The sequence below is a fragment of the Anoxybacillus sp. ST70 genome, assembly GCF_019553625.1.
In the GTDB taxonomy this organism is placed as follows: Bacteria; Bacillota; Bacilli; order Bacillales; family Anoxybacillaceae; genus Anoxybacillus; species Anoxybacillus gonensis.
Genome location: NZ_JAHZOF010000004.1, coordinates 128,998 through 154,790, shown reverse-complemented (window position 1 = coordinate 154,790; position 25,793 = coordinate 128,998). Strand labels below are relative to the sequence as shown.

27 protein-coding genes are annotated in these 25,793 nt (G+C 42.1%); 17 read left to right on the top strand and 10 right to left on the bottom strand.

What is annotated here, in order from left to right; all coding sequences use genetic code 11:
- Positions 1-3: 3 nt before the first annotated feature.
- The 4 genes from K1I43_RS07830 to K1I43_RS07815 all read right to left on the bottom strand — a co-directional run bounded on the left by K1I43_RS07830 (position 4) and on the right by K1I43_RS07815 (position 2,989).
- The gene (locus K1I43_RS07830; RefSeq protein ID WP_019418238.1) at positions 4-654 is read right to left on the bottom strand and encodes an amino acid ABC transporter permease; all 651 of its coding nucleotides are present in this window, start codon (positions 652-654) and stop codon (positions 4-6) included.
- Positions 655-668: 14 nt separating this feature from the next.
- A complete protein-coding gene (locus tag K1I43_RS07825) occupies positions 669-1,322 on the bottom strand; it encodes an amino acid ABC transporter permease (RefSeq protein WP_019418239.1) in 654 nt (217 codons plus the stop codon).
- Positions 1,323-1,386: 64 nt separating this feature from the next.
- On the bottom strand, positions 1,387-2,241 hold the full coding sequence (locus K1I43_RS07820; protein WP_019418240.1) for a glutamate ABC transporter substrate-binding protein: 855 nt from the start codon (positions 2,239-2,241) through the stop codon (positions 1,387-1,389).
- 19 nt (positions 2,242-2,260) lie between these two features.
- Positions 2,261-2,989 (bottom strand): amino acid ABC transporter ATP-binding protein, encoded by a 729-nt coding sequence (locus K1I43_RS07815; RefSeq protein WP_009362713.1) that lies wholly within the window; start codon positions 2,987-2,989, stop codon positions 2,261-2,263.
- A gap of 421 nt (positions 2,990-3,410) precedes the next feature.
- Here K1I43_RS07815 and K1I43_RS07810 point away from each other — a divergent pair, with 421 nt between their 5' ends.
- From K1I43_RS07810 to K1I43_RS07750, 13 genes are all read left to right on the top strand, one after another.
- The gene (locus tag K1I43_RS07810; protein WP_019418242.1) at positions 3,411-3,734 is read left to right on the top strand and encodes a YnfA family protein; all 324 of its coding nucleotides are present in this window, start codon (positions 3,411-3,413) and stop codon (positions 3,732-3,734) included.
- Between the two features lie 112 nt (positions 3,735-3,846).
- Positions 3,847-5,814 (top strand): glycosyltransferase family 39 protein, encoded by a 1,968-nt coding sequence (locus K1I43_RS07805; protein ID WP_019418243.1) that lies wholly within the window; start codon positions 3,847-3,849, stop codon positions 5,812-5,814.
- Between the two features lie 12 nt (positions 5,815-5,826).
- Positions 5,827-6,789, top strand: coding sequence for a glycosyltransferase family 2 protein (locus K1I43_RS07800; protein ID WP_019418244.1), 963 nt, complete (start codon positions 5,827-5,829; stop codon positions 6,787-6,789).
- Complete coding sequence (locus tag K1I43_RS07795) at positions 6,779-7,168, top strand: GtrA family protein (protein WP_009362709.1); 390 nt, start codon at positions 6,779-6,781, stop codon at positions 7,166-7,168. Before K1I43_RS07800 ends, K1I43_RS07795 begins: the two co-directional genes overlap by 11 nt.
- Positions 7,169-7,406: 238 nt before the next feature.
- Positions 7,407-7,766 carry an ArsR/SmtB family transcription factor gene (locus tag K1I43_RS07790; RefSeq protein ID WP_009362708.1) on the top strand — a complete coding sequence of 120 codons (360 nt, stop codon included), beginning with the start codon at positions 7,407-7,409 and terminating at the stop codon, positions 7,764-7,766.
- Positions 7,759-8,706, top strand: coding sequence for a permease (locus K1I43_RS07785; protein WP_035067703.1), 948 nt, complete (start codon positions 7,759-7,761; stop codon positions 8,704-8,706). The genes K1I43_RS07790 and K1I43_RS07785 overlap by 8 nt, the downstream gene beginning before the upstream one ends.
- Positions 8,707-8,718: 12 nt before the next feature.
- Positions 8,719-8,949 (top strand): thioredoxin family protein, encoded by a 231-nt coding sequence (locus tag K1I43_RS07780; protein WP_009362706.1) that lies wholly within the window; start codon positions 8,719-8,721, stop codon positions 8,947-8,949.
- A gap of 335 nt (positions 8,950-9,284) precedes the next feature.
- A complete protein-coding gene (gene hutP / locus K1I43_RS07775; RefSeq protein ID WP_020424588.1) occupies positions 9,285-9,734 on the top strand; it encodes a histidine utilization transcription antiterminator HutP in 450 nt (149 codons plus the stop codon).
- Positions 9,735-9,823: 89 nt separating this feature from the next.
- On the top strand, positions 9,824-11,347 hold the full coding sequence (gene hutH, locus K1I43_RS07770) for a histidine ammonia-lyase (protein ID WP_035067700.1): 1,524 nt from the start codon (positions 9,824-9,826) through the stop codon (positions 11,345-11,347).
- A 14-nt stretch (positions 11,348-11,361) separates the two neighbouring features.
- On the top strand, positions 11,362-13,011 hold the full coding sequence (gene hutU, locus K1I43_RS07765; RefSeq protein WP_240483489.1) for a urocanate hydratase: 1,650 nt from the start codon (positions 11,362-11,364) through the stop codon (positions 13,009-13,011).
- A gap of 2 nt (positions 13,012-13,013) precedes the next feature.
- Complete coding sequence (gene hutI / locus K1I43_RS07760; protein ID WP_220382636.1) at positions 13,014-14,276, top strand: imidazolonepropionase; 1,263 nt, start codon at positions 13,014-13,016, stop codon at positions 14,274-14,276.
- On the top strand, positions 14,260-15,207 hold the full coding sequence (gene hutG, locus K1I43_RS07755) for a formimidoylglutamase (protein ID WP_019418254.1): 948 nt from the start codon (positions 14,260-14,262) through the stop codon (positions 15,205-15,207). Before hutI ends, hutG begins: the two co-directional genes overlap by 17 nt.
- A gap of 152 nt (positions 15,208-15,359) precedes the next feature.
- Positions 15,360-16,091, top strand: coding sequence for a YkgJ family cysteine cluster protein (locus K1I43_RS07750; RefSeq protein ID WP_035065243.1), 732 nt, complete (start codon positions 15,360-15,362; stop codon positions 16,089-16,091).
- A 39-nt stretch (positions 16,092-16,130) separates the two neighbouring features.
- On the opposite strand, the gene K1I43_RS07745 is transcribed toward K1I43_RS07750, so the two are convergent.
- Genes K1I43_RS07745 through K1I43_RS07730 form a run of 4 tightly spaced genes read right to left on the bottom strand, consistent with a single transcriptional unit; the run spans position 16,131 to position 19,290 of the window.
- Positions 16,131-16,394 (bottom strand): sigma-G-dependent sporulation-specific acid-soluble spore protein CsgA, encoded by a 264-nt coding sequence (locus K1I43_RS07745; protein WP_370628347.1) that lies wholly within the window; start codon positions 16,392-16,394, stop codon positions 16,131-16,133.
- A 44-nt stretch (positions 16,395-16,438) separates the two neighbouring features.
- The gene (locus K1I43_RS07740) at positions 16,439-17,476 is read right to left on the bottom strand and encodes an iron-containing alcohol dehydrogenase family protein (protein ID WP_019418256.1); all 1,038 of its coding nucleotides are present in this window, start codon (positions 17,474-17,476) and stop codon (positions 16,439-16,441) included.
- Complete coding sequence (locus tag K1I43_RS07735) at positions 17,473-18,123, bottom strand: MtnX-like HAD-IB family phosphatase (RefSeq protein WP_009362697.1); 651 nt, start codon at positions 18,121-18,123, stop codon at positions 17,473-17,475. Before K1I43_RS07735 ends, K1I43_RS07740 begins: the two co-directional genes overlap by 4 nt.
- A gap of 48 nt (positions 18,124-18,171) precedes the next feature.
- The gene (locus K1I43_RS07730) at positions 18,172-19,290 is read right to left on the bottom strand and encodes an NAD(P)/FAD-dependent oxidoreductase (RefSeq protein WP_035065246.1); all 1,119 of its coding nucleotides are present in this window, start codon (positions 19,288-19,290) and stop codon (positions 18,172-18,174) included.
- A 112-nt stretch (positions 19,291-19,402) separates the two neighbouring features.
- Here K1I43_RS07730 and K1I43_RS07725 point away from each other — a divergent pair, with 112 nt between their 5' ends.
- The gene (locus tag K1I43_RS07725) at positions 19,403-21,097 is read left to right on the top strand and encodes a hypothetical protein (protein WP_238148409.1); all 1,695 of its coding nucleotides are present in this window, start codon (positions 19,403-19,405) and stop codon (positions 21,095-21,097) included.
- 26 nt (positions 21,098-21,123) lie between these two features.
- Here K1I43_RS07725 and K1I43_RS07720 read toward each other — a convergent pair whose 3' ends face one another.
- Both K1I43_RS07720 and K1I43_RS07715 read right to left on the bottom strand, forming a co-directional pair.
- A complete protein-coding gene (locus K1I43_RS07720; RefSeq protein WP_009362694.1) occupies positions 21,124-22,113 on the bottom strand; it encodes a sodium-dependent bicarbonate transport family permease in 990 nt (329 codons plus the stop codon).
- Positions 22,114-22,234: 121 nt separating this feature from the next.
- Positions 22,235-22,594 (bottom strand): Na-translocating system protein MpsC family protein, encoded by a 360-nt coding sequence (locus K1I43_RS07715; RefSeq protein ID WP_009362693.1) that lies wholly within the window; start codon positions 22,592-22,594, stop codon positions 22,235-22,237.
- A gap of 297 nt (positions 22,595-22,891) precedes the next feature.
- Here K1I43_RS07715 and K1I43_RS07710 point away from each other — a divergent pair, with 297 nt between their 5' ends.
- The 3 genes from K1I43_RS07710 to K1I43_RS07700 all read left to right on the top strand — a co-directional run bounded on the left by K1I43_RS07710 (position 22,892) and on the right by K1I43_RS07700 (position 25,768).
- Positions 22,892-23,809 carry a diacylglycerol/lipid kinase family protein gene (locus tag K1I43_RS07710; protein ID WP_035065250.1) on the top strand — a complete coding sequence of 306 codons (918 nt, stop codon included), beginning with the start codon at positions 22,892-22,894 and terminating at the stop codon, positions 23,807-23,809.
- A gap of 114 nt (positions 23,810-23,923) precedes the next feature.
- Complete coding sequence (locus K1I43_RS07705; protein WP_019418261.1) at positions 23,924-24,901, top strand: permease; 978 nt, start codon at positions 23,924-23,926, stop codon at positions 24,899-24,901.
- Positions 24,902-24,907: 6 nt separating this feature from the next.
- Entirely contained in the window at positions 24,908-25,768 is an 861-nt protein-coding gene (locus K1I43_RS07700; protein WP_100215879.1) for a TIGR03943 family putative permease subunit, read from the top strand.
- The last annotated feature ends 25 nt before the right edge of the window (positions 25,769-25,793 follow it).

Here is a 25,793-nt window from a genome sequence, read left to right as displayed (position 1 = left end):
TTGTTACGTATGTTTATGCTCCAGTTTTAGCGAAACGAGCGAAAGGGAGTAGTTGACGACAAAGTACATGACGGCAACTAATAGGAAAATAGGAATGACATAGTTGACGTTTTGGCCGTTAATAATTTGGGCATGGTTCATTAATTCCGGCAAGGCGATGACGACAGCGAGCGACGTATCTTTCAAAAGCGAAATAAACTGCCCGACAATCGGAGGAACCATACGACGCAACGCTTGCGGCAAAACAATATGCCATAGCGTTTGTGTATAGGTGAGTCCCGATGATCGTGCGGCTTCGATTTGTCCTTTTTCAATCGAATTCAGCCCGCTCCGCACAATTTCTGATAGCATCGCTGATTCGAAAATGACGAGCGCTAAAATCGCAGCATAAAACTTATCAAGTTTGAATCCGACTTCAGGGAGCGCAAAGTACGTAAAGAAAATAATTAATAACAGCGGCAAGTTCCGAATCGTCTCCACCCCGACCGCAAGTACTGGAGAAAGAAAAGGAATACGGCTATACCGTAGCACGCCGATGATAATACCAATGAGAAAACTAAAGAAAATGGAGAGAAAGGCAACTTCAAGAGTAACAATAAATCCTTCCAATAAAAACTTCAAATGCGCAGGAGCATATGCACCGACAAAATCCATCTCTCACTCCACCTTTATCGACTTTTTGCTAGGCGGCGTTCTAATGCGCCAACGCCTAAACTTAATGGAATTGTTAAAAGTAAATAAAATAAGGCAACGAAAATATACACATCAAATGTGACAAACGTCTCTGACGAAATTAAGTCACCGAAATACATCAAATCAAGCCCAGCGATGACCCCGAGAACCGATGAGTTTTTAACGAGGTTAATAAATTGGTTGCCCATTGGCGGGATGACGATTTTTACTGCTTGTGGCAAAATCACATGCCACATCGCCTGCAAATACGTCAGTCCCGATGAGCGCGCAGCTTCCATTTGTCCTTTCGGAACGGCAAGAATGCCCGCGCGGATGACTTCGGCAATAAATGCCGCCGTGTAAACAGTTAACCCTAACGTGCCGGCAGTGAATGAATCAAAGCGAATGCCGATTGCAGGCAACCCGACAAAAAAGACGAATACAATTAAAATGAGCGGGATGTTGCGAATAAATTCGACATAGGCAGCGCCAATCCAGTTTAATGGGCGAATGGGTGCGATGCGAAAAACGGCCATTACCGTTCCGATCGCTAAACTGCCGATTAACGCAAGGACACTCGCCTTTAATGTATTGGCAAACCCTTGCATATACATATCCCAATGTTCGATAAGAATCGAATAGTCAAGCACCTTGTAGCCTCCTTTCCAAATGAACAAGAGATGAGCGGATATATTTCCGCTCATCGTCTTTTCGTTATTGTTTTGGCTTTTCGCCAATCCATTTTTCGTAAATTTTATCGTATTCGCCGTTTGCTTTAATTTCTTTTAAGTATTCGTTAATGACGTCTAATAATTCTTTATCGCCTTTGCGAACCGCAATTCCATACGGCTCTTCCGAGAACGTTTCATCAACGACACGGAAGTTTGGATCTTGTTTTGCCATTCCGAACAACAACGCATTGTCTGTCGTGAGCGCATCGCCTTGTCCAGCTTTTAGCGCTGTAAACGCTTCGGCGTAGTTTTCAAATTCTAGCACGGTTGCTTCTGGCGCTTTTGCCCGAATGTTTTGTGCGGAAGTAGAGCCTTTTGCCGTTAATACCGTCACGCCTTTTTTGTTTACATCAGCAATCCCGTTAATGTTGCTGTCTTTTTTGACGAGTAGCGATTGGCCCGCCATGAAATAGACGTCGGAGAAGTCAACTTCTTTTTTCCGCTCTTCGGTAATCGTCATTGTCGCGATAATCGCGTCAATTTCGCCGTTGTTTAGCATCGGAATGCGCGTTTTGGATGTTACTTCTTTTAGCTCAATTTTGTTTTCATCGCCGAGAATTTTTTTCGCTAATCCTTTCGCAATATCAATGTCAAAGCCTTCTACTTCGCCCGTTTGCGGATTTTTTAAGCCGAAAAGGTTGAGGTCGTATTTGACGCCGACGACTAATTTTCCGCGTTCCTTAATTTTGTCCAACGTGGTTTCTGCTGCTTTTTCTTCTGATTTGTTGCTATTTTTGTTTTCTGTTGTTGTTTCGCTGCTGCAGCCGACTAAGGCAGTGGCGCTGAGCATGGCGACAAGCCCAAGCCCAATCATTTTTTTCCAAACGGTTTTGAACATGAAAAATTTCCCCCTTATATTAATGATTTAAAATCCGGCTGAGAAACAGGCGCGCCCGTTCTTCGCGCGGATTGGCAAAAAACTGTTCTGGTGGTGCTTCTTCCAAAATTCTCCCTTGGTCCATAAAGACGATGCGATCAGCGACTTCCCGAGCAAATCCCATTTCGTGGGTGACGACAACCATCGTCATTCCTTCTCTTGCAAGCGTTTTCATGACATCGAGCACCTCGCCAATCGTTTCTGGGTCAAGCGCGGAAGTCGGTTCGTCAAACAGCATAATTTTCGGTTTCATCGCTAGTCCTCTAGCGATAGCGACGCGCTGCTGTTGGCCTCCGGAAAGCGCTGTTGGGTAGGCGTTCGCCTTATCGGGAATACCGACTTTTTCTAAATAATACATGGCTGTTTCTTTTGCTTCTTGTTCTGGCACGCCGAGCACTTTCATCGGTGCCAATGTAATATTTTGCAAGACGGTTTTGTGTGGATATAAGTTAAAATGTTGAAAAACCATGCCGATGTTGCGGCGCAGTTTGTTAATATCAGTGTTTTTATCGTTTACTTTCACGCCATCGACAATCAGTTCGCCGCTTGTAATTGTTTCTAGGCGGTTAATGCAGCGGACTAACGTACTTTTTCCAGAACCGGACGGCCCGATAATCACGACGACTTCGCCTTGTTGGATAGTGAGATTAATATCTTTTAAGACGTGAAAGTCTCCGTAATGTTTATTCACTTGATGAAAATAGATCAATATGTCCCCACCTTCCTATTTTTAAACTATTTTTTCTTTTCTGAATTAAATGTAAAATAAACCTACGGAAATCTACAAAAAACAACAAGAAAACAGCAAAAAAATTTTTTCGTGGGGGTAATTTTTTATGATAATATGAAAATGATAATTTTTATCATCACGAAGAGAGGATTGCACCATAACAAAAATTTGCTTTTATAAGGAACAGAAATATGAAACAAAAAATTATATAAATTTTTGCAGCGGACGTATAAAAATAGCGAAACGAAAAGGTTGTTTAGGGAAATGAAAAACGATTGTTTGTACTCATCGATGGAGACATGGTGAAAGGCAATACAGTTGATGAGTTGTTTTTTGAAGCAACCCATCGCCTAATGAAAGACTGGTTGGAACTTCTTGGGAAATAGGAGGATTTGGTTCGATGTTGGCAGTGATGTTATTCATTTTAGCAGGGCTTGCAGAAATTGGCGGCGGCTATTTAATCTGGCTTTCGTTGCGTGAATCAAAGCCGGTTTGGTACGGATTAGTTGGGGGAGTGATTTTGATCGTTTACGGCATCATTCCGACGTTGCAGCAGTTTCCGTCATTTGGGCGGGTCTATGCGGCATACGGTGGCGTGTTTGTCGTTTTATCCGTTTTATGGGGCTGGGGAATCGACCGAAAAACTCCTGATCTCTACGACTGGATCGGCTCAGCCGTATGCTTGCTTGGTGTGCTGATTATCTTATGGGGGCCGAGGAACTAAAGGAGCCAAATGGTTTATTGGCTCTTTTTTATTTTCACTTAATTTTCATTGAAAGACTGTATGATGGGACCAGTGAATTAGAAGAGAAAATTTTATAAATGGAGGAAGAAAAATGAAAGAGAAAAAGATGGACTGGTGGCTCATAGCCATCATCGGATTGGCTTCGTTTTTGTATTTTTACAACATTGGCAACGCTGGTTCGAACGAATATTATACGGCTGCGGCGAAAAGTATGACGGCGAATTGGAAAGCCTTTTTCTTCGCATCGCTTGACCCAGCTGGGTTTATTACGGTCGACAAGCCGCCGGTGGCGCTATGGTTTCAAGCGCTGAGCGTCGCCTTATTTGGCGTAAGCGATTGGAGCGTCTTGCTTCCAGAAGCGCTTGCTGGCGTGTTGTCCACATGGATTCTTTATTTCATCGTCAAGCCGTTTTTTGGTCGCGTCGCAGCGCGATGGGCGAGCTTTATTTTTGCGTGCACTCCTATTTTTGTCGCAGTTACTCGCACGAACAATTTAGATACGATTTTAATTTTTACGCTGTTAGTTGCGACGTGGGCACTTATCCAATCCATTCATACGAAAAAAGCAACATTGCTCCTTGTTAGCTTTGCGCTTGTTGGGGTTGGCTTTAACATGAAAATGATGCAAGCGTATATGGTGTTGCCGGCGTTTTACATATTTTATTGGTTGGCGAAAAATGAGACTTGGAAACGAAAATTGAAACAGCTAGCCCTCGCAACCGTGGTGTTGCTGATGACGTCGCTATCGTATGCCGCAATTGCTGATCTTATGCCGAAAGACAACCGTCCGTATATCGGCAGCAGCCAAACAAACTCTGTATTGGAATTGGCGCTTGGCTATAACGGCATCGGTCGGCTTACTGGCAGTGCAGGACCAGGTGGGAATCGTACGATGGACGCTAACGCAGGGGAAAGAGGGGAGATGCCGCAGCTGCCAAATGGTGCGGGACAACTACCGAACGGCATGCAACGTATGGGGCAATCCGAGAACAGCGGGAATACACCACCACAACTGCCGGAGTTTAAAGGTGGAGGTGGGATCGGCATCGGAGAAACAGGCAATCGCGGAATCTTTCGCCTGTTTAACCAGCAGCTTTCCGGACAAATTAGCTGGTTATTACCGTTTGTTCTTTTTAGCACGATTGCGGTTGGGTTATCGATCCACAAACAGCGGATGTTTACCATTTCGCATAAAGTAGCGGTATTTTGGTTGGCATGGCTCATTCCGATGATGGGATTTTTCAGTATTGCTGGTTTTTTCCATCGCTATTATTTAAGCATGATGGCACCAGCGATTGCAGCGCTTGTGGCGATTGGTAGTGTGTTATTATGGGAATTTTACAAAGAGGGCAAACAACAATGGCTGCTTCCAAGTGCGTTTTTGGCGACATTTTCATTAGAAGCGTACATTCTTTATCAAAATAAAGCGGCGATGTCAACTATCTGGATATGGTTCGTCGGCTTATTAGGTCTCGCTTCGTTTGTTTTGCTTCTTGCATTTCGGAAACATACGCGAATGGCCTACTATGTAAAAGTAGCTAGTTTATTTGGACTTCTGCTCATGCCGTTTTATTGGGCGCTCACACCTATATTGTACGGTGGCAATAGCATGATTCCAGCAGCAGGTCCGCAAACAACCTTCGATGGCCGACAAGATGGGCGGATGATAGGGAGTGTGGAAAGAAATGAAGCAAATGAGAAGCTCATTCAATATTTAGAAAAGAACTATGATGGAGAAACTTATTTAGTAGCGACGTTCCGTGCGACAGAAGCGGCACAAATCATGTTAAAAACCGATAAAGCGGTCATGGCAATGGGTGGATTCTCTGGAAACGATCCAGCATTGACGGCTAAAAAGCTAGAGAACTTAGTGAAAAATGGGGAAGTGAAATATTTCCTTCTTTCTGGATTCGGCGGCGGTCAAAGCAATAATGACATTGTCGAGTGGATTCAAACACACTGCAAAGAAATACCGCAATCCGAATGGAAACAATCCAGCGATACACAACAGTCGTTTGGGAGAGACGGTGCAGAAAAGCTGTATAAATATGAAGGATAGGAGGAGAGAAACGTGGTGAAATATTCGGTCGTGATTCCTGTCTATAATGAAGCGCTTGTGATTCGTGAAACGTATAAGCGATTAAAAAGAGTAATGGAACAAACGGACGGAGCGTATGAGCTATTATTTGTCAACGATGGTAGTAAAGATGAAACGCTTGATATGTTAAAAGAACTTGCGGTTAGAGATGATACAGTGAAATATTTGGATTTTTCCCGCAACTTTGGGCATCAAATTGCAATTACAGCAGGGATGGATTATGCTTCTGGGGAAGCGATTGTCATTATTGATGCAGACTTGCAAGATCCGCCAGAGTTAATTTTAGAAATGATTGAAAAGTGGAAAGAAGGGTACGATGTCGTCTATGCAAAGCGAACGAAACGAAAAGGAGAAACGTTTTTTAAAAAAGCAACTGCCTACGCCTTTTACCGGTTATTACAGGCAGCGACGGAAATTGATATTCCGCTTGATACGGGCGATTTCCGTTTAATCGACCGAAAAGTGCGCGACGAGTTAGTAGGAATGAGAGAACGGAGCCGGTTCGTGCGCGGGCTCGTGAGCTGGGTTGGCTTTAAACAAACGGCGATTGAATATGAACGCGACGAGCGGTTTGCGGGGGAAACAAAATACCCGCTCAAAAAAATGATTCGCTTTTCGCTTGACGGCATTACGTCTTTTTCATACAAACCGCTAAAGCTTGCCAGTTTGTTAGGTTTTTTGCTTTCGTTTGTTAGTGTCGTTTGGATGATAGCTGTCTTGTATTTAAAATTGTTTACCCATTCTACCGTCACGGGCTGGTCATCGCTCGTGATGACGGTTCTTTTTTTCAACGGTGTTGTCCTTATAATGCTTGGCGTAATCGGAGAATATATCGGTCGCATTTACGATGAAGTGAAGCATCGCCCGCTCTATATTTTAAAAGAAAGCTGGGGAATCAGACGCGGAAATGAAAAGGTACCATATTATGTGGAATGAAAAAATGATGCTTGTTCGCTTTGCCGTTGTTGGGATAGGAAATACACTCGTCGACTTCGTAGTATTTTTCTTGCTTGCTTCGATAGGAGTTCCATATGTTTTTTCACAAGTATGTTCTTATAGCGCAGGTATGATGAATAGCTATGTTTGGAACCGCACATGGACGTTTCAAGTACGAAAAAAAGCATCTGTTCAAGAGTTTCTTCAGTTTATTTTCATCAACCTTGTATCGTTAAGCACGACAATCGTTTTGCTTTATTTGCTGCATAAATTAGCAGGAATGCAGCTATTTAGCAGTAAAGCCGTGGCGACGGTTGCGGGCATGGCAGTTAATTTTGCAGGAAGTCGTTTTTGGGTATTTGAAAGAGGGAGAAGGTAATCATGTCCATCCCGCACATCAATGTCTATTAACAACGCTTAAAGAAGTAGATGAAGCGGTTTAATGGCAAAACCCATGGTGCTCGTAGCACCATGGGTTTTTATGAGTAAACAGTCATTTAAAGACTACGAAAAAAGACTGGGGGAATTTAAAAATGATGTTCAAAAAATGTTCATTATTTACAACTATAAAACTAGAAAAATAGTTTTATTATAAAAGTGAGGGGAGTGAATGACGGATGAAAAATCATTGGCAACTAAAAAATGAGCAAGAACTAAACGGCGTGATTGAAAAAGCAAAGCAAACGTTTCCTTTTCTTCAAGATGATCAGCTCATACAACATCGCGCTCAATTGTTTAAAGCACTTGGTGATGAAACACGTTTGCGCATTGTTGGTATGTTAATGCACAGCGATTTATGTATGTGTGAGATTACAGCTGCCTTGCAGCTACCTCCATCGACTGTTACGCATCATTTGAAATTGCTTGAGCGAGGAAAAGTAGTACATGTATATAAACAAGGAAAATTTACAATTTATCAACTAAATCAAGAAGTGGTCATGCCACTTATGGAAGAAAGAAGAGATATTCATGTTTAACATGTTTGCGGATTGGTTAGTTGAAGATGTATTCGGACTGTCGATCACTTCAAAGTTTGGAGGAGCGCTCCATTTTTTTATTTATGATACGTTAAAAATTCTTTTTTTATTGTCTGTTATGGTGTTTGCCATTTCGTTTGTACGTAGCTATTTTCCGCCTGAAAAAGTAAAGCGATGGATTAGCGGGAAGAAAAAAGGAATTGCGAGCGTACTAGCAGCTTTGCTTGGTGTCGTATCGCCATTTTGTTCGTGTTCAACCGTTCCTCTTTTTATCGGATTTGTCGAGGCAGGCATTCCGCTTGGGGTGATGTTTACCTTTTTAATTTCGTCACCGATTGTCAATGAAGTCTCACTTGTTATGTTGTTTTCGATTTTTGGGTGGAAAATTGCGGTGTTGTACGTCTTGTTTGGCGTATTATTAGCCATTATCGCTGGATGGGTGATTGGAAAGCTAAAATTAGAGAAATATGTCGAGCCATATGTGTTTAATATTCAATTAGGGGAATCTGTTGTCCAAGAAATGACGATGCGTGAGCGATTCGCTTATGCAAAAACAAATGTCATTGATACTGTAAAAAAAATATGGGTATTTTTGCTTATTGGTATTGGAATTGGGGCGTGGATTCACGGATATGTTCCTGAAGATTTACTCGTTCGTTATGCTGGAGAAAAAAGTATATTAGCTGTTCCAGTAGCGGTCATTCTTGGAGTACCCTTATATTCGAATGCAGTCGGATCACTTCCGATGATTGAAGCGTTAATGGGGAAAGGAGTGGCGCCGGGAACGGCACTTTCCTTTATGATGGCGATGACAGCGCTATCGTTCCCAGAGATGGTGTTGCTTCGCAAAGTAATGAAACCGCAGCTCATTGGTATGTTTGTCCTTATTGTAACCATTGGCATTATCGCCATTGGCTATATATTTAATGCGATATTGTAGGAGGATGAAAAAATGGTGATTAAAGTGTTAGGAACAGGATGTAAAAAATGCAAAGAGCTCGAACAAAACGTTCGAATGGCCATTGCGCAACTTCAAATCGATGCGCAAGTAGAGAAAGTAGAGGATATTGGAAAAATTATGAGCTATGGAGTGATGAGCACGCCAGCGCTTGTCGTAAATGAAAAAGTTGTATCAACAGGAAAGCTATTATCTGTCGATGAATTGATGGGGGTATTGAAATAAAGGGGCGCGAAACGCCTCTTTATTTTTTTTTTACAAAATTATGATAATCGACAAACCGTTTAAAAATTCAATGATCCGCAACAAAAAATATGAAGGGCGTTTTATATTTTGGGGATGGCGGGGAGATAAAAAACGCCAGATATAGATGATTTGCTTAATAGTTGTCCGGTGTCATGTTATTGAGATCGCGAAGTTAAACTTTAGTTTAGTAATAAGGCACTATATTAATTTGTTAAAAAGTGGTAAAAAACAATTGACAGTTGGCAAAAGGACCTTTACAATGATGATAGATCATTAGTTTTTTAGAAAATTTAAAAAATAGGTGTTGATATACGTTGCTAAAAAAGACAGGAGGAAGAATTGGCCGCAATGCGATATTGCTCGCTTTGATGGAAGAAGAAGAGGAGCAAGCGCTGCTTGAGCACTTAGCTACATTGCAGTGGCGTTGTTGCAAAGGAAAAGTTGGAGCCATGGAACTGCAAAAAATTGTAGCCGCCATCGAAACAGCAGCTAAACGAAACGGTGTCGTGAACGGAGAGTTGTACCGTGAAATGCATGCTTTATATCACGCGGTTGTCGAAGCGATGCAAGGGGTTACAAGAGGTCAAGTAGAATTAGGTGATTTCATGCGAACGGTCGGTCTTCGCTTTGCGGTTGTACGCGGAATGCCATATGAAAACGAAGCAGAAGGCGAATGGATTGCTGTGGCGTTATACGGAACAATCGGGGCGCCGATTCGTGGGTTAGAGCACGAAACAATCGGATTAGGAATTAATCATATGTAGCCTATAGATCTTTAGTTTAGAAGGAGGCTATTCCACCAAATGGTGGTGTAGCCTCCTTTTTTATTTCATTAAAGGAATGGGGTGTGAACGTGGTCATTTTAACAGGATACACGTTAACGTTAGAGCAGATTAAACGGGTGTTATATCAAAATGAAGCCGTTATTGCATCGAAAGACAGTATAGATGCAGTCAAAAAAAGCCGACAGGCGGTCGAAGAAATCGTTGCTAACAAACGAATTGTATACGGGATTACGACAGGCTTTGGAAAGTTTAGTGACGTGTTTATTGAAGCAGACGATGTAGAGGAGTTGCAGTGGAATTTAATTCATTCACATGCTTGTGGGGTAGGTGAGCCGTTTCCAGAAATCGTTTCGCGTGCGATGCTTTTATTGCGGGCCAACGCGCTCTTAAAAGGCTGTTCCGGCGTTCGCCCGATCGTCATTCAACGGTTGCTTGATTTATTAAATGCGCATATTCATCCAGTCGTTCCGCAGCAAGGCTCTCTCGGAGCGAGCGGTGACTTAGCGCCGCTATCGCATTTAGCGCTTGCATTGCTTGGTGAAGGAGAAGTGTTTTACCGAGGGCGCCGTATGCCTGCGCTCGCTGCGTTGACACAAGCGGGCATTGCTCCTCTTTCATTAAAAGCAAAAGAAGGATTAGCGCTTATTAACGGCACACAAGCGATGACGGCAATGGGGGTCGTCGGTTATTTGGAAGCAGAGCAGCTCGCTTATGAAAGTGAGTTAATTGCAGCGTTAACGATGGAAGGCTTGCGCGGCATTATCGATGCATTTGATGAGCGCGTGCACCTTGTGCGTGGCTACCGCCAACAAACGGAAGTAGCCAAACGCATCCGTTCGTATTTAGCAGGAAGTAAACTGACGACGACACAAGGCGAATTGCGTGTCCAAGACGCTTACTCGCTTCGTTGTATCCCGCAAGTGCATGGGGCTTCTTGGCAAGCGCTCGACTATGTAAAAGAAAAACTAGAAATTGAGATAAACGCCGCCACTGATAACCCGCTTATTTTCGATCACGGTGCAGCCGTTATTTCTGGCGGGAACTTCCACGGACAACCGATTGCTTTAGCGATGGACTTTATGAAAATTGCTGTGGCAGAACTGGCCAACATTTCGGAGCGACGCATTGAACGGCTTGTCAATCCGCAACTAAACGATTTGCCGCCGTTTTTGAGTCCAGCACCTGGGCTACAATCAGGGGCAATGATTATGCAGTATGCGGCCGCGTCACTTGTATCGGAAAATAAAACGTTAGCACACCCTGCAAGTGTCGATTCGATTCCGTCATCCGCCAATCAAGAAGACCATGTCAGCATGGGAACGATCGCCTCTCGCCATGCATATGCGATCATTCAAAATGCGCGGCGCGTCTTGGCGATTGAACTCATTTGTGCGTTGCAGGCCGTCGAATATCGTGGAGTGGAACAAATGGCACCAAAGACGCGCGCGTTTTATGAAGCAGCGCGGAAAATCATTCCGTCCATTACAAAAGACCGCGTCTTCGCAAAAGATATCGAGGCAGCGGCAAAATGGCTGAAGGATGTGAAAGGGGATTTTTTTCTACAAACGATAGAAACGGTAACCAATAGATGAAAGGGGATATGAGAATGAGACATATTCAAGCAAAAAAAGGATTAGAACTCGAATGTAAAGGCTGGGAACAAGAAGCGGTGTTACGCATGTTATACAACAATTTAGATCCAGAAGTAGCGGAAAAACCGGAAGAGTTAATTGTCTATGGTGGCATTGGGAAAGCGGCGCGAAATTGGGAAGCATTCGATGCGATTGTCCGTACGTTGCGTACGCTCGAAAACGATGAAACGTTATTGATTCAATCTGGAAAGCCGGTCGGCGTGTTTAAAACGCATGAACGGGCACCACGCGTACTTTTGTCAAACTCTGTCCTTGTACCGAAATGGGCGACGTGGGAGCACTTTCATGAGCTCGATCGAAAAGGGTTAATCATGTACGGTCAAATGACAGCGGGAAGCTGGATTTATATCGGCACTCAAGGCATTTTACAAGGAACGTATGAAACATTTGCTGCGGTAGCCAAAAAGCATTTTGGCGGCACGTTAAAAGGAACGATTACACTTACTGCTGGATTAGGCGGTATGGGCGGGGCACAGCCGCTGGCGGTAACGATGAATGAAGGAGTCGTCATTGCCGTAGAAATCGATCCAAACCGAATTCAAAAGCGGATGGATACGAAATATTGTGACCGGATGACGTATTCGCTCGACGAAGCGCTTCGTTGGGCGCAGGAAGCGAAAGAAAAAGGGGAGGCGTTATCGATCGGGCTTGTTGGCAACGCCGCCGAAGTGCACCATGAGTTGTTACAACGCGGTGTGCATATCGACATCGTGACCGACCAAACGTCTGCCCACGATCCATTAAACGGCTATGTACCAGAAGGGCTATCGTTAGAAGAAGCAGCTGAATGGAGAAAAAGCAATCCAGAACAATACGTCCGCCGTTCAAAACAAAGCATGGCAAAACATGTAGAAGCTATGTTAGAGTTCCAAAAACGCGGTGCGATCGTTTTTGATTACGGCAATAATATTCGCCAAGTCGCTAAAGACGAAGGAGTCGAAAACGCCTTTGCGTTTCCGGGGTTTGTTCCTGCGTATATCCGTCCGCTATTTTGTGAAGGAAAAGGACCGTTCCGTTGGGCAGCGCTATCCGGCGATCCAGAAGATATTTATCGCACAGATGAACTAATTAAAGAACTGTTCCCAGAAAACGAGGCGCTCTTGCGCTGGATTGATATGGCACAAAAGAAAGTAGCGTTCCAAGGGCTTCCTGCGCGCATTTGCTGGCTCGGTTATGGCGAGCGGGTGAAAATGGGGCTAGCGATGAACGAATTAGTACGCAAAGGCGAAGTAAAAGCGCCGATTGTCATCGGGCGCGACCATTTAGATTGCGGTTCGGTTGCTTCTCCAAACCGCGAAACAGAAGCGATGAGAGACGGAAGCGATGCTGTCGGGGACTGGGCGGTGCTCAATGCGCTCATTAACACTGCTGCTGGAGGCTCTTGGATTTCATTCCATCATGGCGGTGGCGTTGGCATGGGCTATTCGTTGCATGCGGGAATGGTTGTCGTTGCCGATGGAACAGATTTAGCGGAGGAACGGCTCGAGCGGGTGCTAACGACCGACCCTGGCATGGGCATTATCCGCCATGCAGATGCGGGCTATGAACGAGCAATTGAAGTAGCAAAAGAAATGAACGTTCATATCCCGATGCTAAGGGGGTAAATATGATGGATACGCTGATTGTAAATATTGGGCAGCTATTAACGATGGAAGGGGACGGACCGGTAAAGGGGGAGCAGATGAAGACGCTCCCTCTAATTGAACAGGCAGCCGTTGGAATAAAAAATGGACGCGTGGCGTGGATTGGTAGCAATGAAGAAGCAAAAACTATTTCTGCTAGTCATCTCATTGACGCAGAAGGGAAACTCGTCACGCCCGGTCTTGTTGATCCGCATACCCATCTTGTCTTCGCTGGTTCGCGCGAACATGAACTGCCGCTAAAGCAGCAAGGTGTTTCGTATTTAGACATTTTAAAGCGAGGCGGCGGCATTTTATCGACTGTACGCGCGACGCGAGCAGCAAGTGAAGATGAGTTGTACGAAAAAGCACGCGTGCATTTGAACCGCATGCTTTCCTACGGGGTAACAACGGTCGAAGCGAAAAGCGGATACGGGTTAGACGTGGAAACAGAACAGAAACAATTGCGCGTCGCGAAGCGCTTACACCAAACGCACCATGTAGAAGTCGTGTCAACGTTTTTAGGCGCCCATGCGATTCCTGCAGAACATCAAGACAATCCTGATGATTTTCTGCAACAAATGGTGGATTTGCTAGATGTCATTAAGCAAGAACAGCTTGCCGAGTTTGTCGACATTTTTTGTGAAACGGGCGTATTTACCGTCGAACAGTCGCGCACCTTTTTACAAAAAGCAAAAGAAAAAGGATTTGCCGTCAAAATTCATGCTGATGAAATTGACCCGCTTGGTGGGACGGAGTTAGCGGTGGAAGTGGGAGCGGTAAGCGCTGATCACCTTGTCGGATCATCGGAAGCAGGAATTCAGCAGCTTGCTCATTCCAATACAATAGCAGTGCTGCTTCCTGGGACGTCGTTCTACTTAGGGAAAAGAAAGTATGCAAAAGCGCGGCAAATGATCGACGAAGGAGCAGCGGTGGCGCTCGCGACAGATTTTAACCCAGGTAGCTCGCCGACAGAAAATTTACAATTCATTATGACGCTCGCTGCTCTCTATTTGCGGATGACCCCGGAAGAAATTTGGCATGCGGTAACGGTCAATGCGGCATATGCAATTAATCGCGGGCAAGACGCCGGGCGAATTATGGTTGGCAGAAGAGCGGACATCGTCATTTGGGACGCACCGAATTATATGTACGTACCATACCATTACGGAATTAACCATGTCCGAATGGTGCTAAAAGATGGGAAAGTTGTGAGCGAAAGGGGAAGAGGCGATGTTTCCGTATCTTAAAGAAGCAGGCAAAGCGAATTTTCAAGACCGTTATGTGACAAAAGCAAATGAACTGCTCATTTCGTGGGACGGAAAGCATTGTAGCAGCATCGGCTTGATTGGCGCACCGCTCTCGAAATCATCGATTAGCCATTCGGGAGCAGCGTTCGCCCCACAGGCCATTCGGCAAGCGCTATCGTTTTATAGCACATACTCTATCGAATCGGGAATAGATTTAGCGGATGTTACGGTTACTGATTATGGCGATATAGTGATGCACCCGACTGATATTGCTGCGTCACAAAGGCGCATTGCGGAAACAATCGAGCAAGTTGTCGCGTTACAGCCCAAGTCGATGTGGATTGTCCTCGGAGGCGATCACTCCATCACGTGTCCAGTCGTTAGCGGCTGGCAAAAACAGAAAGGGACAATTGGCATTATCCAGTTCGATGCTCATCACGATTTGCGCAATTTAGAAGATGGGGGACCAACAAACGGTACGCCATTTCGTCGGTTAATCGAAGCGGGCATCGTCGATGGAAGCCGGCTTGTCCAAATTGGCTTGCGCGACTTTGCGAATAGCCGCGCGTATACGGAATACGGAAAACAATGTGGGGTTACGATGTATACGATCGAAGAGGTGTATCGCCTCGGTATACAAACGATAATCGAAAAAAGTATGCAGATGTTATCGGGTGTGGACGCGGTGTATGTATCGGTCGATATGGATGTGCTCGACCAAGCGTTTGCCCCTGGGTGTCCAGCGATTGGGCCAGGCGGCATGGATAGCCGCACGCTGTTGCACGCCATTTCGCTACTTGCGCGTTATGATAAGGTGCAGGCAATGGACATTGTCGAAATCGACCCGACGATTGATTTTCGACAAATGACAAGCAGGATAGCGGCATCGGTAATTTTACAGTTTTTAAAAGGGAAACAAGAAAGGGTGTAGGGGGACCCTTTCTTTTCATTTGCACGCCAAGTGCTATTATTTTCTCTGAAAAGAAAAAGGAAGGTTTTTGTTTTGGGCAAAATAGATCGACAAATAAATGCTCTGTTTGTATGATTGAACTGAAAGGAAGCTAGTTTGAAAGGAGAACAAAGATGGCTTTAACATATGATCAAATTGTTCGGATTTGTAAGCAAATTAACGACAAGCATATGCCGGATGGACAAGCGTTCGTTGATGTGGTTGATGAATGGTTGGAACGATATGATGGGGAAAACGGAAAAGAATTTATGTTTCAAGCGTTTAAAAAATTGCTTTCGCTTGTTGATGAACATATTCATACAATTGAGCGCAAAGTGAATATTCGCCCAACTTGTACAAAAGGGTGTACACACTGTTGCTATTTTCCCATTATTACGACGCGTGCAGAAGCAAGATGGATGATGACTCATATCGCTAAACTGCCAAATGACGAGCGAGAACGCATATATAAGCATATACAATGGTATACTCAGCACTACGCGGAACAAATAAAGCGAGTAGAAACGTTAAATTTTACAGAAGAAAGACATTTAAAAAAAATGTACATGGAAGAACAAATCCCTTGTATATTTTTAAATCAACAAACAAACACATGTTTCATTTATGACGTACGGCCGATTCCGTGTCGCACGTATGTAAATTACTGCTCACCGAGTGTATGTGCGAACTCACATATGCCGAATGAACCGTTTAGTTATGAATTTTTATATGAGTTTTATATCGATTCGCTTCATGATTTCATTCAAACGCTCATTTATGAAGGAGAAGAGGTAGGGATCGATTATCCTGACGATTTGTTTACGATGGACTATTTGTTTTGTTATTTTATGGATGAAAACAAATGACCATGTCTAGCGCCCATGTAAGCGCTAGACATGGTTTGCTTAAATGAGTTGTTCATATACTTCATTTAAATGATAAACGCGAACAACATCTTGTTCTTCTTTTGCATACTTCATTTCTTGACGCAGCATGCGATCTAAAAATGCCGCTTCTTTTTGTGATAAATCCCGAACGAACTGTTCCTCGTTTTTGTATGATTTACTCATTAGTTTTTTATATAAATGAATGGCAATCGTGTGATGTCGGTCAGCATAGTTTGCTAATGCTTCACGTAAATAAGCTAACGTTTGGTTCAACCGCTCCACCTCCTCAACAGTAGGGTAAGCGGTTTCGTGATCAATTATGTGCGTTATACGAAAATCTCTTGTAAAATAGGGTCTTCGTCAAGAAGTTGAATGGCGCGCTTACGATATTGTTCATCATGAATATACGTATAACGGTTTGGCTTGATCGTTGGTGCGATGTCGATCGCTTCTCGATATTCTTTTTTATTTAAACGTAATGTTTTAACGTAGTCAAAAAATCCGGTACGTGTAAACACTTTTGTAATGCGTTCCGCCCGATGTTGTTGTACGTGTGCCATGATATACGTAGCGATCCCGACTTGAATGCCATGCATATGCGGTGATTCGCTAATTTGATCGAGCGCATGGGAGATTAAATGTTCAGATCCGCTAATGGGTGCACTATTTCCACTAATAACTGTTGAAATGCCGCCCATTGTTAAGGAACTAATTAATTCTTTTAAAAAAATGGGATGCTTAATGTTTTGCATCGGCGTACGAATGAAGCTATTGACTGCTTTTTTACTGATCATCGCCGCAAAAGCGTTTACCCGACTGACTCCATGGTTTTGTTCAAATTCCCAGTCATACAACGCCGTAATATTGGACATTAAGTCCCCAACGCCTGCTAAAATAAAACGATTCGGTGCTTGTTGAACAATATGTAAATCAGCTAAAATCCCGAATGGTACTTTAGCGGGAACGGTTGTTTTTTTACCATTGACAAGTAACGAGCAGTTTGTGCTTGCAAACCCGTCATTTGACGCAGATGTCGGTATGCTAAGAAACGGCACTTGTCGTAAAAACGCCATATATTTACCGCAGTCAATGACTGCTCCGCCACCCATCGCCATCATGACATCACAGTGAGGAAGTTCAAACGCCTTTTTCATAATGTCGACGATATCAAGCTGCGGTGGTAAGAAAACAGTATGAACAGAAGCAGATGAAATGGCTCGCTTCATTTCGTTCTCGTACGTTTGGTAAGTGAAATCATCAAATAAGATAACAGCTTTGGAAAAACGATACGTTTTCATCAGCTCGTCGATGCGCCAAATGACACCTTCGCCAATTTCAAGAATGGATGGAATGGGGATGTTCATTTCAATACTCCTTTTTCTTGTAAATAACGTTCAACGTCCGCAAATGTGTTCACAGGAACAAAAGGAATATGTTGTTCGCGCAACAACGATTGCAAAGTGCCTTTTGCAAATGTGACATCTGCGACTTTCGCTGCATGAACATCTGGTTCACTATCGCCGATAAAATAAACCGTTTTGTACGTTTGTTTTAATGTGCGAACGACACTTGATTTATCGATGCCGTATCGTTCTGAATAATGAATATGATTCGGATCGATGCGCATATGAATATTTTTATCGTGATAATACCCTTCATTAGAAAAAATGTCTACGCCATGTATATTGTATTTTTTTAAAATATGGCGAATATAGTAATCCGTCCCCGCACTTAGCACGTAAAAATCGCCCCCATTTTGCTGGATGCGTGTAATAAAGGGTAAAACCGTTTCGTCAATCGGAATGTGATAAATATCTTCAATAATTTTTTCTTCATCTTGATGAATGGATGTAAAGACGGTGCTTAAAAAGTCAATATCTTTCATTTTTCCGTCACGCCATTGTTGAAACAACTGTTTACCTTCAGGAAAATATTTTTCAATAACGATCCAATAAAAGTCTTGATGAGAGATCGTTCCGTCAAAGTCAGAAACAAATGCCCATTTGTTCATAAGAAAACCTCCGCTTTCAATAGGATATGTCATTAAACAGTACGTTCGTCAAAGAAATCGAATCGCCTGAGCGACATCGTAGTCGCTTCGTTGTAATGAGGTAGATTGCCCGAGAATCATTTTGGCTAGTTCGAAGCCAACGTATGGTCCTGCAGTCAAACCGGATGCCCCAAGGCCGTTTGCAACATAAAGACCTTCAATTTGTGGGACGGCACCGAATACAGGTAAAAAGTTCGGTGCGTGAGGTCGGAAGCCGACACGTGTTTCTACGTGAGTCCAATCAGCAAGATGGGGGGCGACGGTTAACGCTTTATGTAACACTTCATATATTCCACCAGCAGTCACGCGACAATCGATGCCAACACCATCTTCATGTGTAGCTCCAACGACAATTTTTCCTTTTGGGAAGGCGAGTATATATTGGTTGTTTGGTGGCATGACGACAGGCCAATGATCAGTATGTTGCTCAAGGTTTTGTAGATGGACGATTTGTGCTCGCTGTGGGGTAATGAGAAAATCGATACTTAGCGGTAAAAGTAACGATTTCGCCCAAACACCTGCCGCAACAATGACAGCATCCCCTTCGTAACATTTATTTGCCACTGTAGCACCAATGACTCGGTTATTTTTATGTAGAAGTGTCGCACTTCCTTTTATATATGTTGCCCCTAATTGAATAGCAGCATGAATAAGAGAACGTCGCAATGCACGTCCGTCCACTCGAGCAGCTCCGCTTACATATAATGCTTCGTATTCGTCACTTAATACAGGAAATCGTGTTTTTACGTCTTGCGAAGATAGACGAATAATCTCCCCAATTTCAGGTGCTTCTTCACGCCGGTTGTACAAACGCTCTTCCATGCTTTGTAACTTATTATGATCATGATGTAAGCAAATTGCTCCGACACGCTTGTATCCTGTTTGGTGACCGTATGTTTGTAATTGTTCAATGAGATGGGGATAAAATGCCGCACCGCCTTTGGCAAGTGCATACCACTTTTTATTTCGCCGTTGTGACGTCCACGGGCAAATGATTCCTGCTGCCGCATCTGTTGCTTGCCCTCGGTCTTCACGATCGATCAAAATCACCTGCACTTTTTCTTTTGCTAGGTGAAAGGCGACAGAAGCACCAACAATTCCAGCCCCGATGACGATATAACGATTCATTGTTCACACCTTCTTTATTTCATTTCGCATCATTAACAATAACATAATCTTTATATTGTCGCTAATCATTTCTCATTATAAAATAGAGGGGTTAACAAATGATGTCATTGGGGTGTATAGATTGACGACGGTTGACTTACAACTAAAGCAAATTATGCGCGATTTAAAACATGACGATCCACAAAAGCGATATGAGGCTTTGTGTGCGCTTGAACAATTATCAGAAGAAGAGATAGAACTTCAAGCTACGTTCATTCGAAAAATGATTGCATATGCGGCAGAAACGTTTCCTGATCCAGTTGATGAATGGGATGATCCAAGCTACTATGTACTTCAGTTTTCGTTATATTTTTTTAGCGCGCAGTTTGTTCCTGATATTCTCGAACATTTTGCACGTTTTAGTCCTGCGGCGAAAGAAATGGCTTTTCGTTACATATGCGAGTTAGGGGATGAACAATATGATGATGCGCTATATCATATTGTTCATAGCGAGTTGAAACAGCAAACATTTTCCATTCCATGGGAACAACTTCTCCATCGAATGAAGGTCATTAAAAAGGTTATCGATTGCGATCATGCTCACTTACCATCAGATCTTTTTTGCTGGTTATTGCTTCATTTGCATCGCGCAGAGGTACCTTGTCATTTGCAGCGCGACAAAATTGTTTCCATACTTGTTCGACAGTATTGTCAAACGAAAGAAATGTATGAACAGTATGATGCAGACTATAATCCGACGTTTGTCTTTCGATTTTGGAGGGAAAATTATTTATCCGTTCGATCCGATATGCATGTGTGCCTTTGTTTGATGGAATTTTATTACAATGAACAAATAGCAACTTTGTTACAAGAGGCGTTATCGTTTCGTGATCCGACTATTCAAGCACGCGCGATCGTTACTTCTTTACGACATCATATCATTGTTAATGATGATGTTATTTTTACTTGTGCAAACAATATTGAAAGTGCAGATTTATTATATGAAGAAATGAAACGTATTGGAAAACAACAGCTGTTTCCGATGGAATTCAATCACCCAGCTCATTTTGCGAAAAGCCATTTATTTTATGTATTGACTCATGAATATGATGTGGTTCCGACCGATATAAAGGTCATCGATTATGTTGAGATAGAAAATGAGTATGGTGAAAGAATTCGCTATTATCTCCTTTCTTTTGTTGATGAACAAGAAGTATACATCGCTTGGATTGGAATGTATGTTCAACATAAAAATAGAGGAAGTATGTTTGAATATACGTATGTACCATTTATTCGCTTTCAGCAATATGAAATTGGGGAGCATAAAAAGCAATTTATTGAACAATTAAAGAAAGAACAACAAATCGAACATACGTTGTTCCAACGACAGTGGTCATTTCGTTGGACAAATATGTTATCTTATGCTGTATTGATGTTGTTTATTTGTTCACGCTGGCTAGTGGCAGTTGAAGAAAAAAGTGTGTTTTTATATGTTCTTTCCTTTTTGTTAACCGCATTAGGAATTGTTTTTGTTGTAAACGATTGGAGAAAACGAAATAGAGAAATTGTGCTCACAACGAAAAAATTGATGTACGCTGACCGATGGGATATACGAGAAATTCCTCTCCATCAAATAAAACGAGTGACTTTTGAAAAACGTAAAAATCGTTATCATATATTTCAAAGAAAAAGTGAGCACATTGTTATATATGATGAACGCCATGAACAATTCGCTTTTCCGAAAGATGATATAAATGAAGAACAGTTCGTTCTTCTCCTTCGTCACGCAACGAATCATTTACAACAACCACCACATATTCAAAAATAGAAAAGCAAGGGACGCCCCTTGCTTTTTCAATAAAACCATTTAGCCATTTCATAATATAGTGGCATGCCGATCGTTAAGTTAAACGGAAATGTAAGCCCGAGTGCCATGCCAAGATAAATCGCAGGATTTGCTTCAGGAACGGATGCGCGCATCGCTGCTGGAGCAGCGATATATGAAGCACTTGCAGCAAGCACGCTAAGTAAAATGGTTCCTCCCAAAGATAGCCCTGAATAATAACCGATCACCACTCCTAAAAACCCGTATACAGGAGGTAAAAGAATACCTAATGCGAGCAGTTTGATCCCATATTTACGTACGGCTGCAAGTTGATTTCCTGCTGTTAATCCCATCCCTAGTAAAAAGAGGACGAGAACACTTGGGTATAAATCAATAAACAACGGTTTAACAATCGTAAGGGCGCGTTCGCCGCCGATTAACCCAACGAGAAGGCTACCGACCATTAAAAAGACGCTTTTTCCAAATAGTCCTTCTTTAATGATCGGTCCGTATACAGATGTAGCTGAGAAACGATATACTACTTCTTGCTTATATGAGCGATTTTCTAACAATTTCAATATGACGAGCGACACGATAATTGCAGGGCTCTCTAATAAGACGACAAAGGCATTCATATAGCTTTCGTATGACATATTTGCTTGTTCAACAAAAGCAAGTGCGGCACCAAACGTAACGATGCTAACGGATCCGTAAGTCGCTGCAATGCCGGTTGCATTTTTGCGATCAATACCAAGACGACGGCAAATCGCAAACGTCATAATTGGAATAATCACACCAAGTGACAACGTTCCAACTAACGGGCGAATAAGTTCATGAAAAGAATGTTCTGCAAGTTCAATGCCGCCCTTCATTCCGATTGCGATTAACAAATAGATGCTTAACGATTCATTTAACCCGGTAGGTAATTTTAAATCTGATTTGACAAGAGCAGCAATAATGCCGAGAATAAAAAATAAAATGGCTGGGGATGTTAAATTGTTGATCACCATTTCTTGCATGCTAATCCTCTCCTTTATGTTTCTTTTTTTATATTCAACAAAAAAACCGGAAACATTTTTCGACGCGATCGAAAAATATTTCCGGCTTATCTTTTACTGACCGCCATGGGCCTTTAAAAGATCAACCTTGTATATCGATTGGTTCTTGTAATAAAAAGACGATCATTCGTTCTCCTGTTTTTGTGCTAATATCTGTATGCATGCTTGTTACTTGCTTACCTGTCAATGTATAAATCATTTGTTTTAGATGCTCGCTACCTGACTCGATTAAATCTGCGCGAATGCGTTTAATCGACAACATCCCTTCTTTTGTTTCGCACAATACTTTTTCAGCAGGAGTTAAAATACCGCGCAACTGTACGATGACCATATTTCGTAAAATATCTGTTTTCACAGAGAGTGGACCGCGGCCTAAATATTCTTTTTCCCATTGGGTGAGCGCGCGACTAATTTGATCTTCTAGTTCTCCTTTTGTTTTCACGTTGATCCCCCTTTAGAAACAAAAAACGGCATGCCTCACATATAGATTGAAGTGAAACATACCGATGTATTTTTAGCTCAACTCGTTTCGGCGTCAGTCCTTTCGTTTTCGCCATGTCGCCATGTCAAAAACGCTAAGACAAAACTAGGAAACGAGTTTGCTATTAATCGTTCGGTGTAACAATTTGTTTTTAATTGTATAAGGCTTTAAAAAGTATGTCAAGGGAAAAGATTGATGTCATACATGTATATGCCATGGTAAAATGAAAGGAAAGGGTTAGAGAATGGGGGAGAAGGTTTGGTACTATATTTTATTGTAAATCCTTCAGCGAAAAATGAGAAATGTAAAGAAATATGGAAAAAAATCGAACGAACACTTCGAGATCATCACATTCGTTATCATGTTGTATTTACACAAAAACAAGGAGACGGAACGAAGCTAGCGAAACAAATCGCTGGACAAACGCATGAACCGTTTATATTAATTGCAGTTGGTGGAGACGGAACGATCCATGAGGTGATGAACGGTGTTGAAATGTATGATCATGTTACTGTCGGATACATTCCAGCTGGAACAGGAAATGATTTTGCCCGAGGGATAAACATCCCGATAACGTGGAGAAAAGCGCTTAGTCAAATGTTATTACGTGTGAAGGATATGCATGTCGAACCGTATGATATCGGAACGTTTAAAGGTGTGAAACAAGGTGTTTTTGTGAATAGTGTCGGTTGTGGATTCGATGCACATATTTCACGAAAGGTGAATCATTCGAGATGGAAACATCTTTTGAATAGATTATATTTAGGAAAGTTTGTTTATGTGTTTTATTTATTGAAAGAGTTGTTTATATATAAACCGACCGTTGTGCAATTGACAGTTGATCAAAAACAATATACGTTTTCGAATGCGTGGCTTGTCACTGTTGCGAATCATCCGTATTATGGCGGTGGAATGAAGATTGCTCCATTTGCACAGTCAAATGATCAATATTTTGATGTAGTTGTTGTCGATAATATATCCCGTCTAAAATTACTCGCTTTATTTGTGACGGTTTTTTGGGGTGGTCATATAAGGATGAAAGAAGTACATACGTTTCAAGGGAAATATATTCATATTTGCAGCAATATGTCTCTTCCTCTCCATGCAGATGGCGAGCAAATTGGCGAAGGCGAAATTACGATTTCAGTAAACAAACAAATACGTGTGCTGAAGTAGCCCGAATGGATGTTCATCTATTCGGGATTTTATTTTGACAAGAAAAAAGTTGTATGTTAAAAGATAGACAAGCATATAAAGAAAATAAGAATCATTCTTTTTTGGAGGGTGGATATGGAGAAAGTGGTTGATAAAAAAGGGGATTTAGCTTCATTAATATTGTTTATATTGATCATGGTCTTATTTTTATTTGGGGATGTTCTTGTTAAGGGAGTAAACGTTCCTTCATTTACTTTACAAGTAGGAACAATTTTTTTAAGTATCTTGTTGGAGGCTATTCCGTTTATTTTATTAGGTGTATTTGCTTCTTCATTAATTCAGACGTTCGTTTCGGAACAGATGGTACAAAAGTGGATTCCGAAACGCCCATTAGCTGCACTTGTTCCAGCGGCAGTTGTTGGTGCCCTGCTACCTATTTGTGAATGTGCCATTATTCCTGTTGTTCGTCGACTCATCGCAAAAGGAATGCCGCTTCATGTAGGGGTAGTTATTATGGTAACGGCACCGATTTTAAACCCTGTTGTATTTGCGTCTACGTACTATGCGTTTTCGTCAAATATGTCTATCGTTTATGGAAGAATGGGCATTGCATTTGTTGCGTCTTTGATTATTGGTTTAATTGTTTATGTTATTTTTCAGAATCATTTGCCATTAAAGTCGATTAAGCATTCACATGATCATCATGTAAATAGTCGGCTAACAGCAACGTTGACTCACGCAATTGATGAGTTTTTTGATGTTGGTCGCTACTTAATTATTGGTGCATTTGTCGCTAGTTTCTTTCAAGTTGTGATTAATCGTGAAATATTAGTTGAAGTTGGACAACACGAAATAATTGGTCCGGCTTTAATGATGGGGCTTGCTTATGTGTTGTCACTTTGTTCAGAGGCAGATGCGTTTGTTGCGGCATCGTTTACATCGACATTTACTCCAGCGTCTCTGTTAGCATTTTTAATATATGGTCCAATGATTGATTTTAAAAATACGTTAATGATGCTTGCATATTTTCGGCGAATATTTGTCGTTATATTTATCGGTGTTGTGACGACTGTTGTGTATGTGTGCATCTATATATTTCACTTCATAGGATGAGGAGGGATGATGATGATTCGAGGTGTTTTATTGTGTGGATATGCTTTATTGTTTATCAAATTATTATTAAGCGGGAACTTGACAAACTATATCGCCCCTAAAATGTTACCTTTTATTTATTTTGCAACGTTCACACTTTTACTACTTGGAAGTATACAAATATGGAGAAAGGAAGAGGATAGATGTTGTCATCATTGTGAAGGGGGGCATCATGTTCCGAAAACAGTCGGACAAAGCATACGAGTGTATGGAGTGTTTATTGTTCCTTTGCTTATCGGTTTTATGTTTTCGAACTATGTACTAGATAGCTCACTTGCAGCTAAACGTGGTGTGCAGTTAGGTGGAAGAGAAATAAGTGAAGAAAATAAACAGATCGTCGAACAGTTTTTAGAAGATCCAGAAGGATATATGGAAAATATTGATGAGCAAATTGAAAATATTATGCAAGATGAAGGTATGGAAAAAGTTGAGAAACAAGAACAGTTAAAAGAAGATTTGTTAGAGGCGCAAACAGTTGTTGTAAACGATGACAAGTACGTATCAACGTTAAATTTCATTAACGAACAAATCGATGCTATGATTGGGAAAAGAATTGAAATTACAGGATTTGTATTTCGGGAACGTGATTTTGCTGCAAATGAGTTCGTTGTTGCACGTTATGGATTAACTTGTTGTGTGGCTGATGCAACCGTTTATGGGATATTAGTAAAAACAGACGAGGCAGCAAAGTGGGAAAACGATACATGGGTAAAAGTTGAAGGGATTATTGATGAAACGACATACAGAGAAAGGTTTGTTCCCGTAATCATAAAGCCAAGTGTCACCGTTGTGAATGCGCCAGAGCAACCGTACGTATATGAGTATTAAAGGCTCTTAGCGCTAAGAGCCTTTA

Excerpts from the sequence above, each read along its gene's own strand:
- K1I43_RS07830 (WP_019418238.1), bottom strand. The coding sequence starts at position 654 with ATGGATTTTGTCGGTGCATATGCTCCTGCGCATTTGAAGTTTTTATTG.
- K1I43_RS07820 (WP_019418240.1), bottom strand. The coding sequence starts at position 2,241 with ATGTTCAAAACCGTTTGGAAAAAAATGATTGGGCTTGGGCTTGTCGCC.
- K1I43_RS07810 (WP_019418242.1), top strand. The coding sequence starts at position 3,411 with ATGTTGGCAGTGATGTTATTCATTTTAGCAGGGCTTGCAGAAATTGGC.
- K1I43_RS07805 (WP_019418243.1), top strand. The coding sequence starts at position 3,847 with ATGAAAGAGAAAAAGATGGACTGGTGGCTCATAGCCATCATCGGATTG.
- K1I43_RS07795 (WP_009362709.1), top strand. The coding sequence starts at position 6,779 with ATGTGGAATGAAAAAATGATGCTTGTTCGCTTTGCCGTTGTTGGGATA.
- K1I43_RS07790 (WP_009362708.1), top strand. The coding sequence starts at position 7,407 with ATGAAAAATCATTGGCAACTAAAAAATGAGCAAGAACTAAACGGCGTG.
- K1I43_RS07785 (WP_035067703.1), top strand. The coding sequence starts at position 7,759 with ATGTTTAACATGTTTGCGGATTGGTTAGTTGAAGATGTATTCGGACTG.
- K1I43_RS07780 (WP_009362706.1), top strand. The coding sequence starts at position 8,719 with ATGGTGATTAAAGTGTTAGGAACAGGATGTAAAAAATGCAAAGAGCTC.
- hutU (WP_240483489.1), top strand. The coding sequence starts at position 11,362 with ATGAGACATATTCAAGCAAAAAAAGGATTAGAACTCGAATGTAAAGGC.
- hutI (WP_220382636.1), top strand. The coding sequence starts at position 13,014 with ATGATGGATACGCTGATTGTAAATATTGGGCAGCTATTAACGATGGAA.
- hutG (WP_019418254.1), top strand. The coding sequence starts at position 14,260 with ATGTTTCCGTATCTTAAAGAAGCAGGCAAAGCGAATTTTCAAGACCGT.
- K1I43_RS07750 (WP_035065243.1), top strand. The coding sequence starts at position 15,360 with ATGGCTTTAACATATGATCAAATTGTTCGGATTTGTAAGCAAATTAAC.
- K1I43_RS07740 (WP_019418256.1), bottom strand. The coding sequence starts at position 17,476 with ATGAACATCCCCATTCCATCCATTCTTGAAATTGGCGAAGGTGTCATT.
- K1I43_RS07735 (WP_009362697.1), bottom strand. The coding sequence starts at position 18,123 with ATGAACAAATGGGCATTTGTTTCTGACTTTGACGGAACGATCTCTCAT.
- K1I43_RS07730 (WP_035065246.1), bottom strand. The coding sequence starts at position 19,290 with ATGAATCGTTATATCGTCATCGGGGCTGGAATTGTTGGTGCTTCTGTC.
- K1I43_RS07720 (WP_009362694.1), bottom strand. The coding sequence starts at position 22,113 with ATGCAAGAAATGGTGATCAACAATTTAACATCCCCAGCCATTTTATTT.
- K1I43_RS07705 (WP_019418261.1), top strand. The coding sequence starts at position 23,924 with ATGGAGAAAGTGGTTGATAAAAAAGGGGATTTAGCTTCATTAATATTG.
- K1I43_RS07700 (WP_100215879.1), top strand. The coding sequence starts at position 24,908 with ATGATGATGATTCGAGGTGTTTTATTGTGTGGATATGCTTTATTGTTT.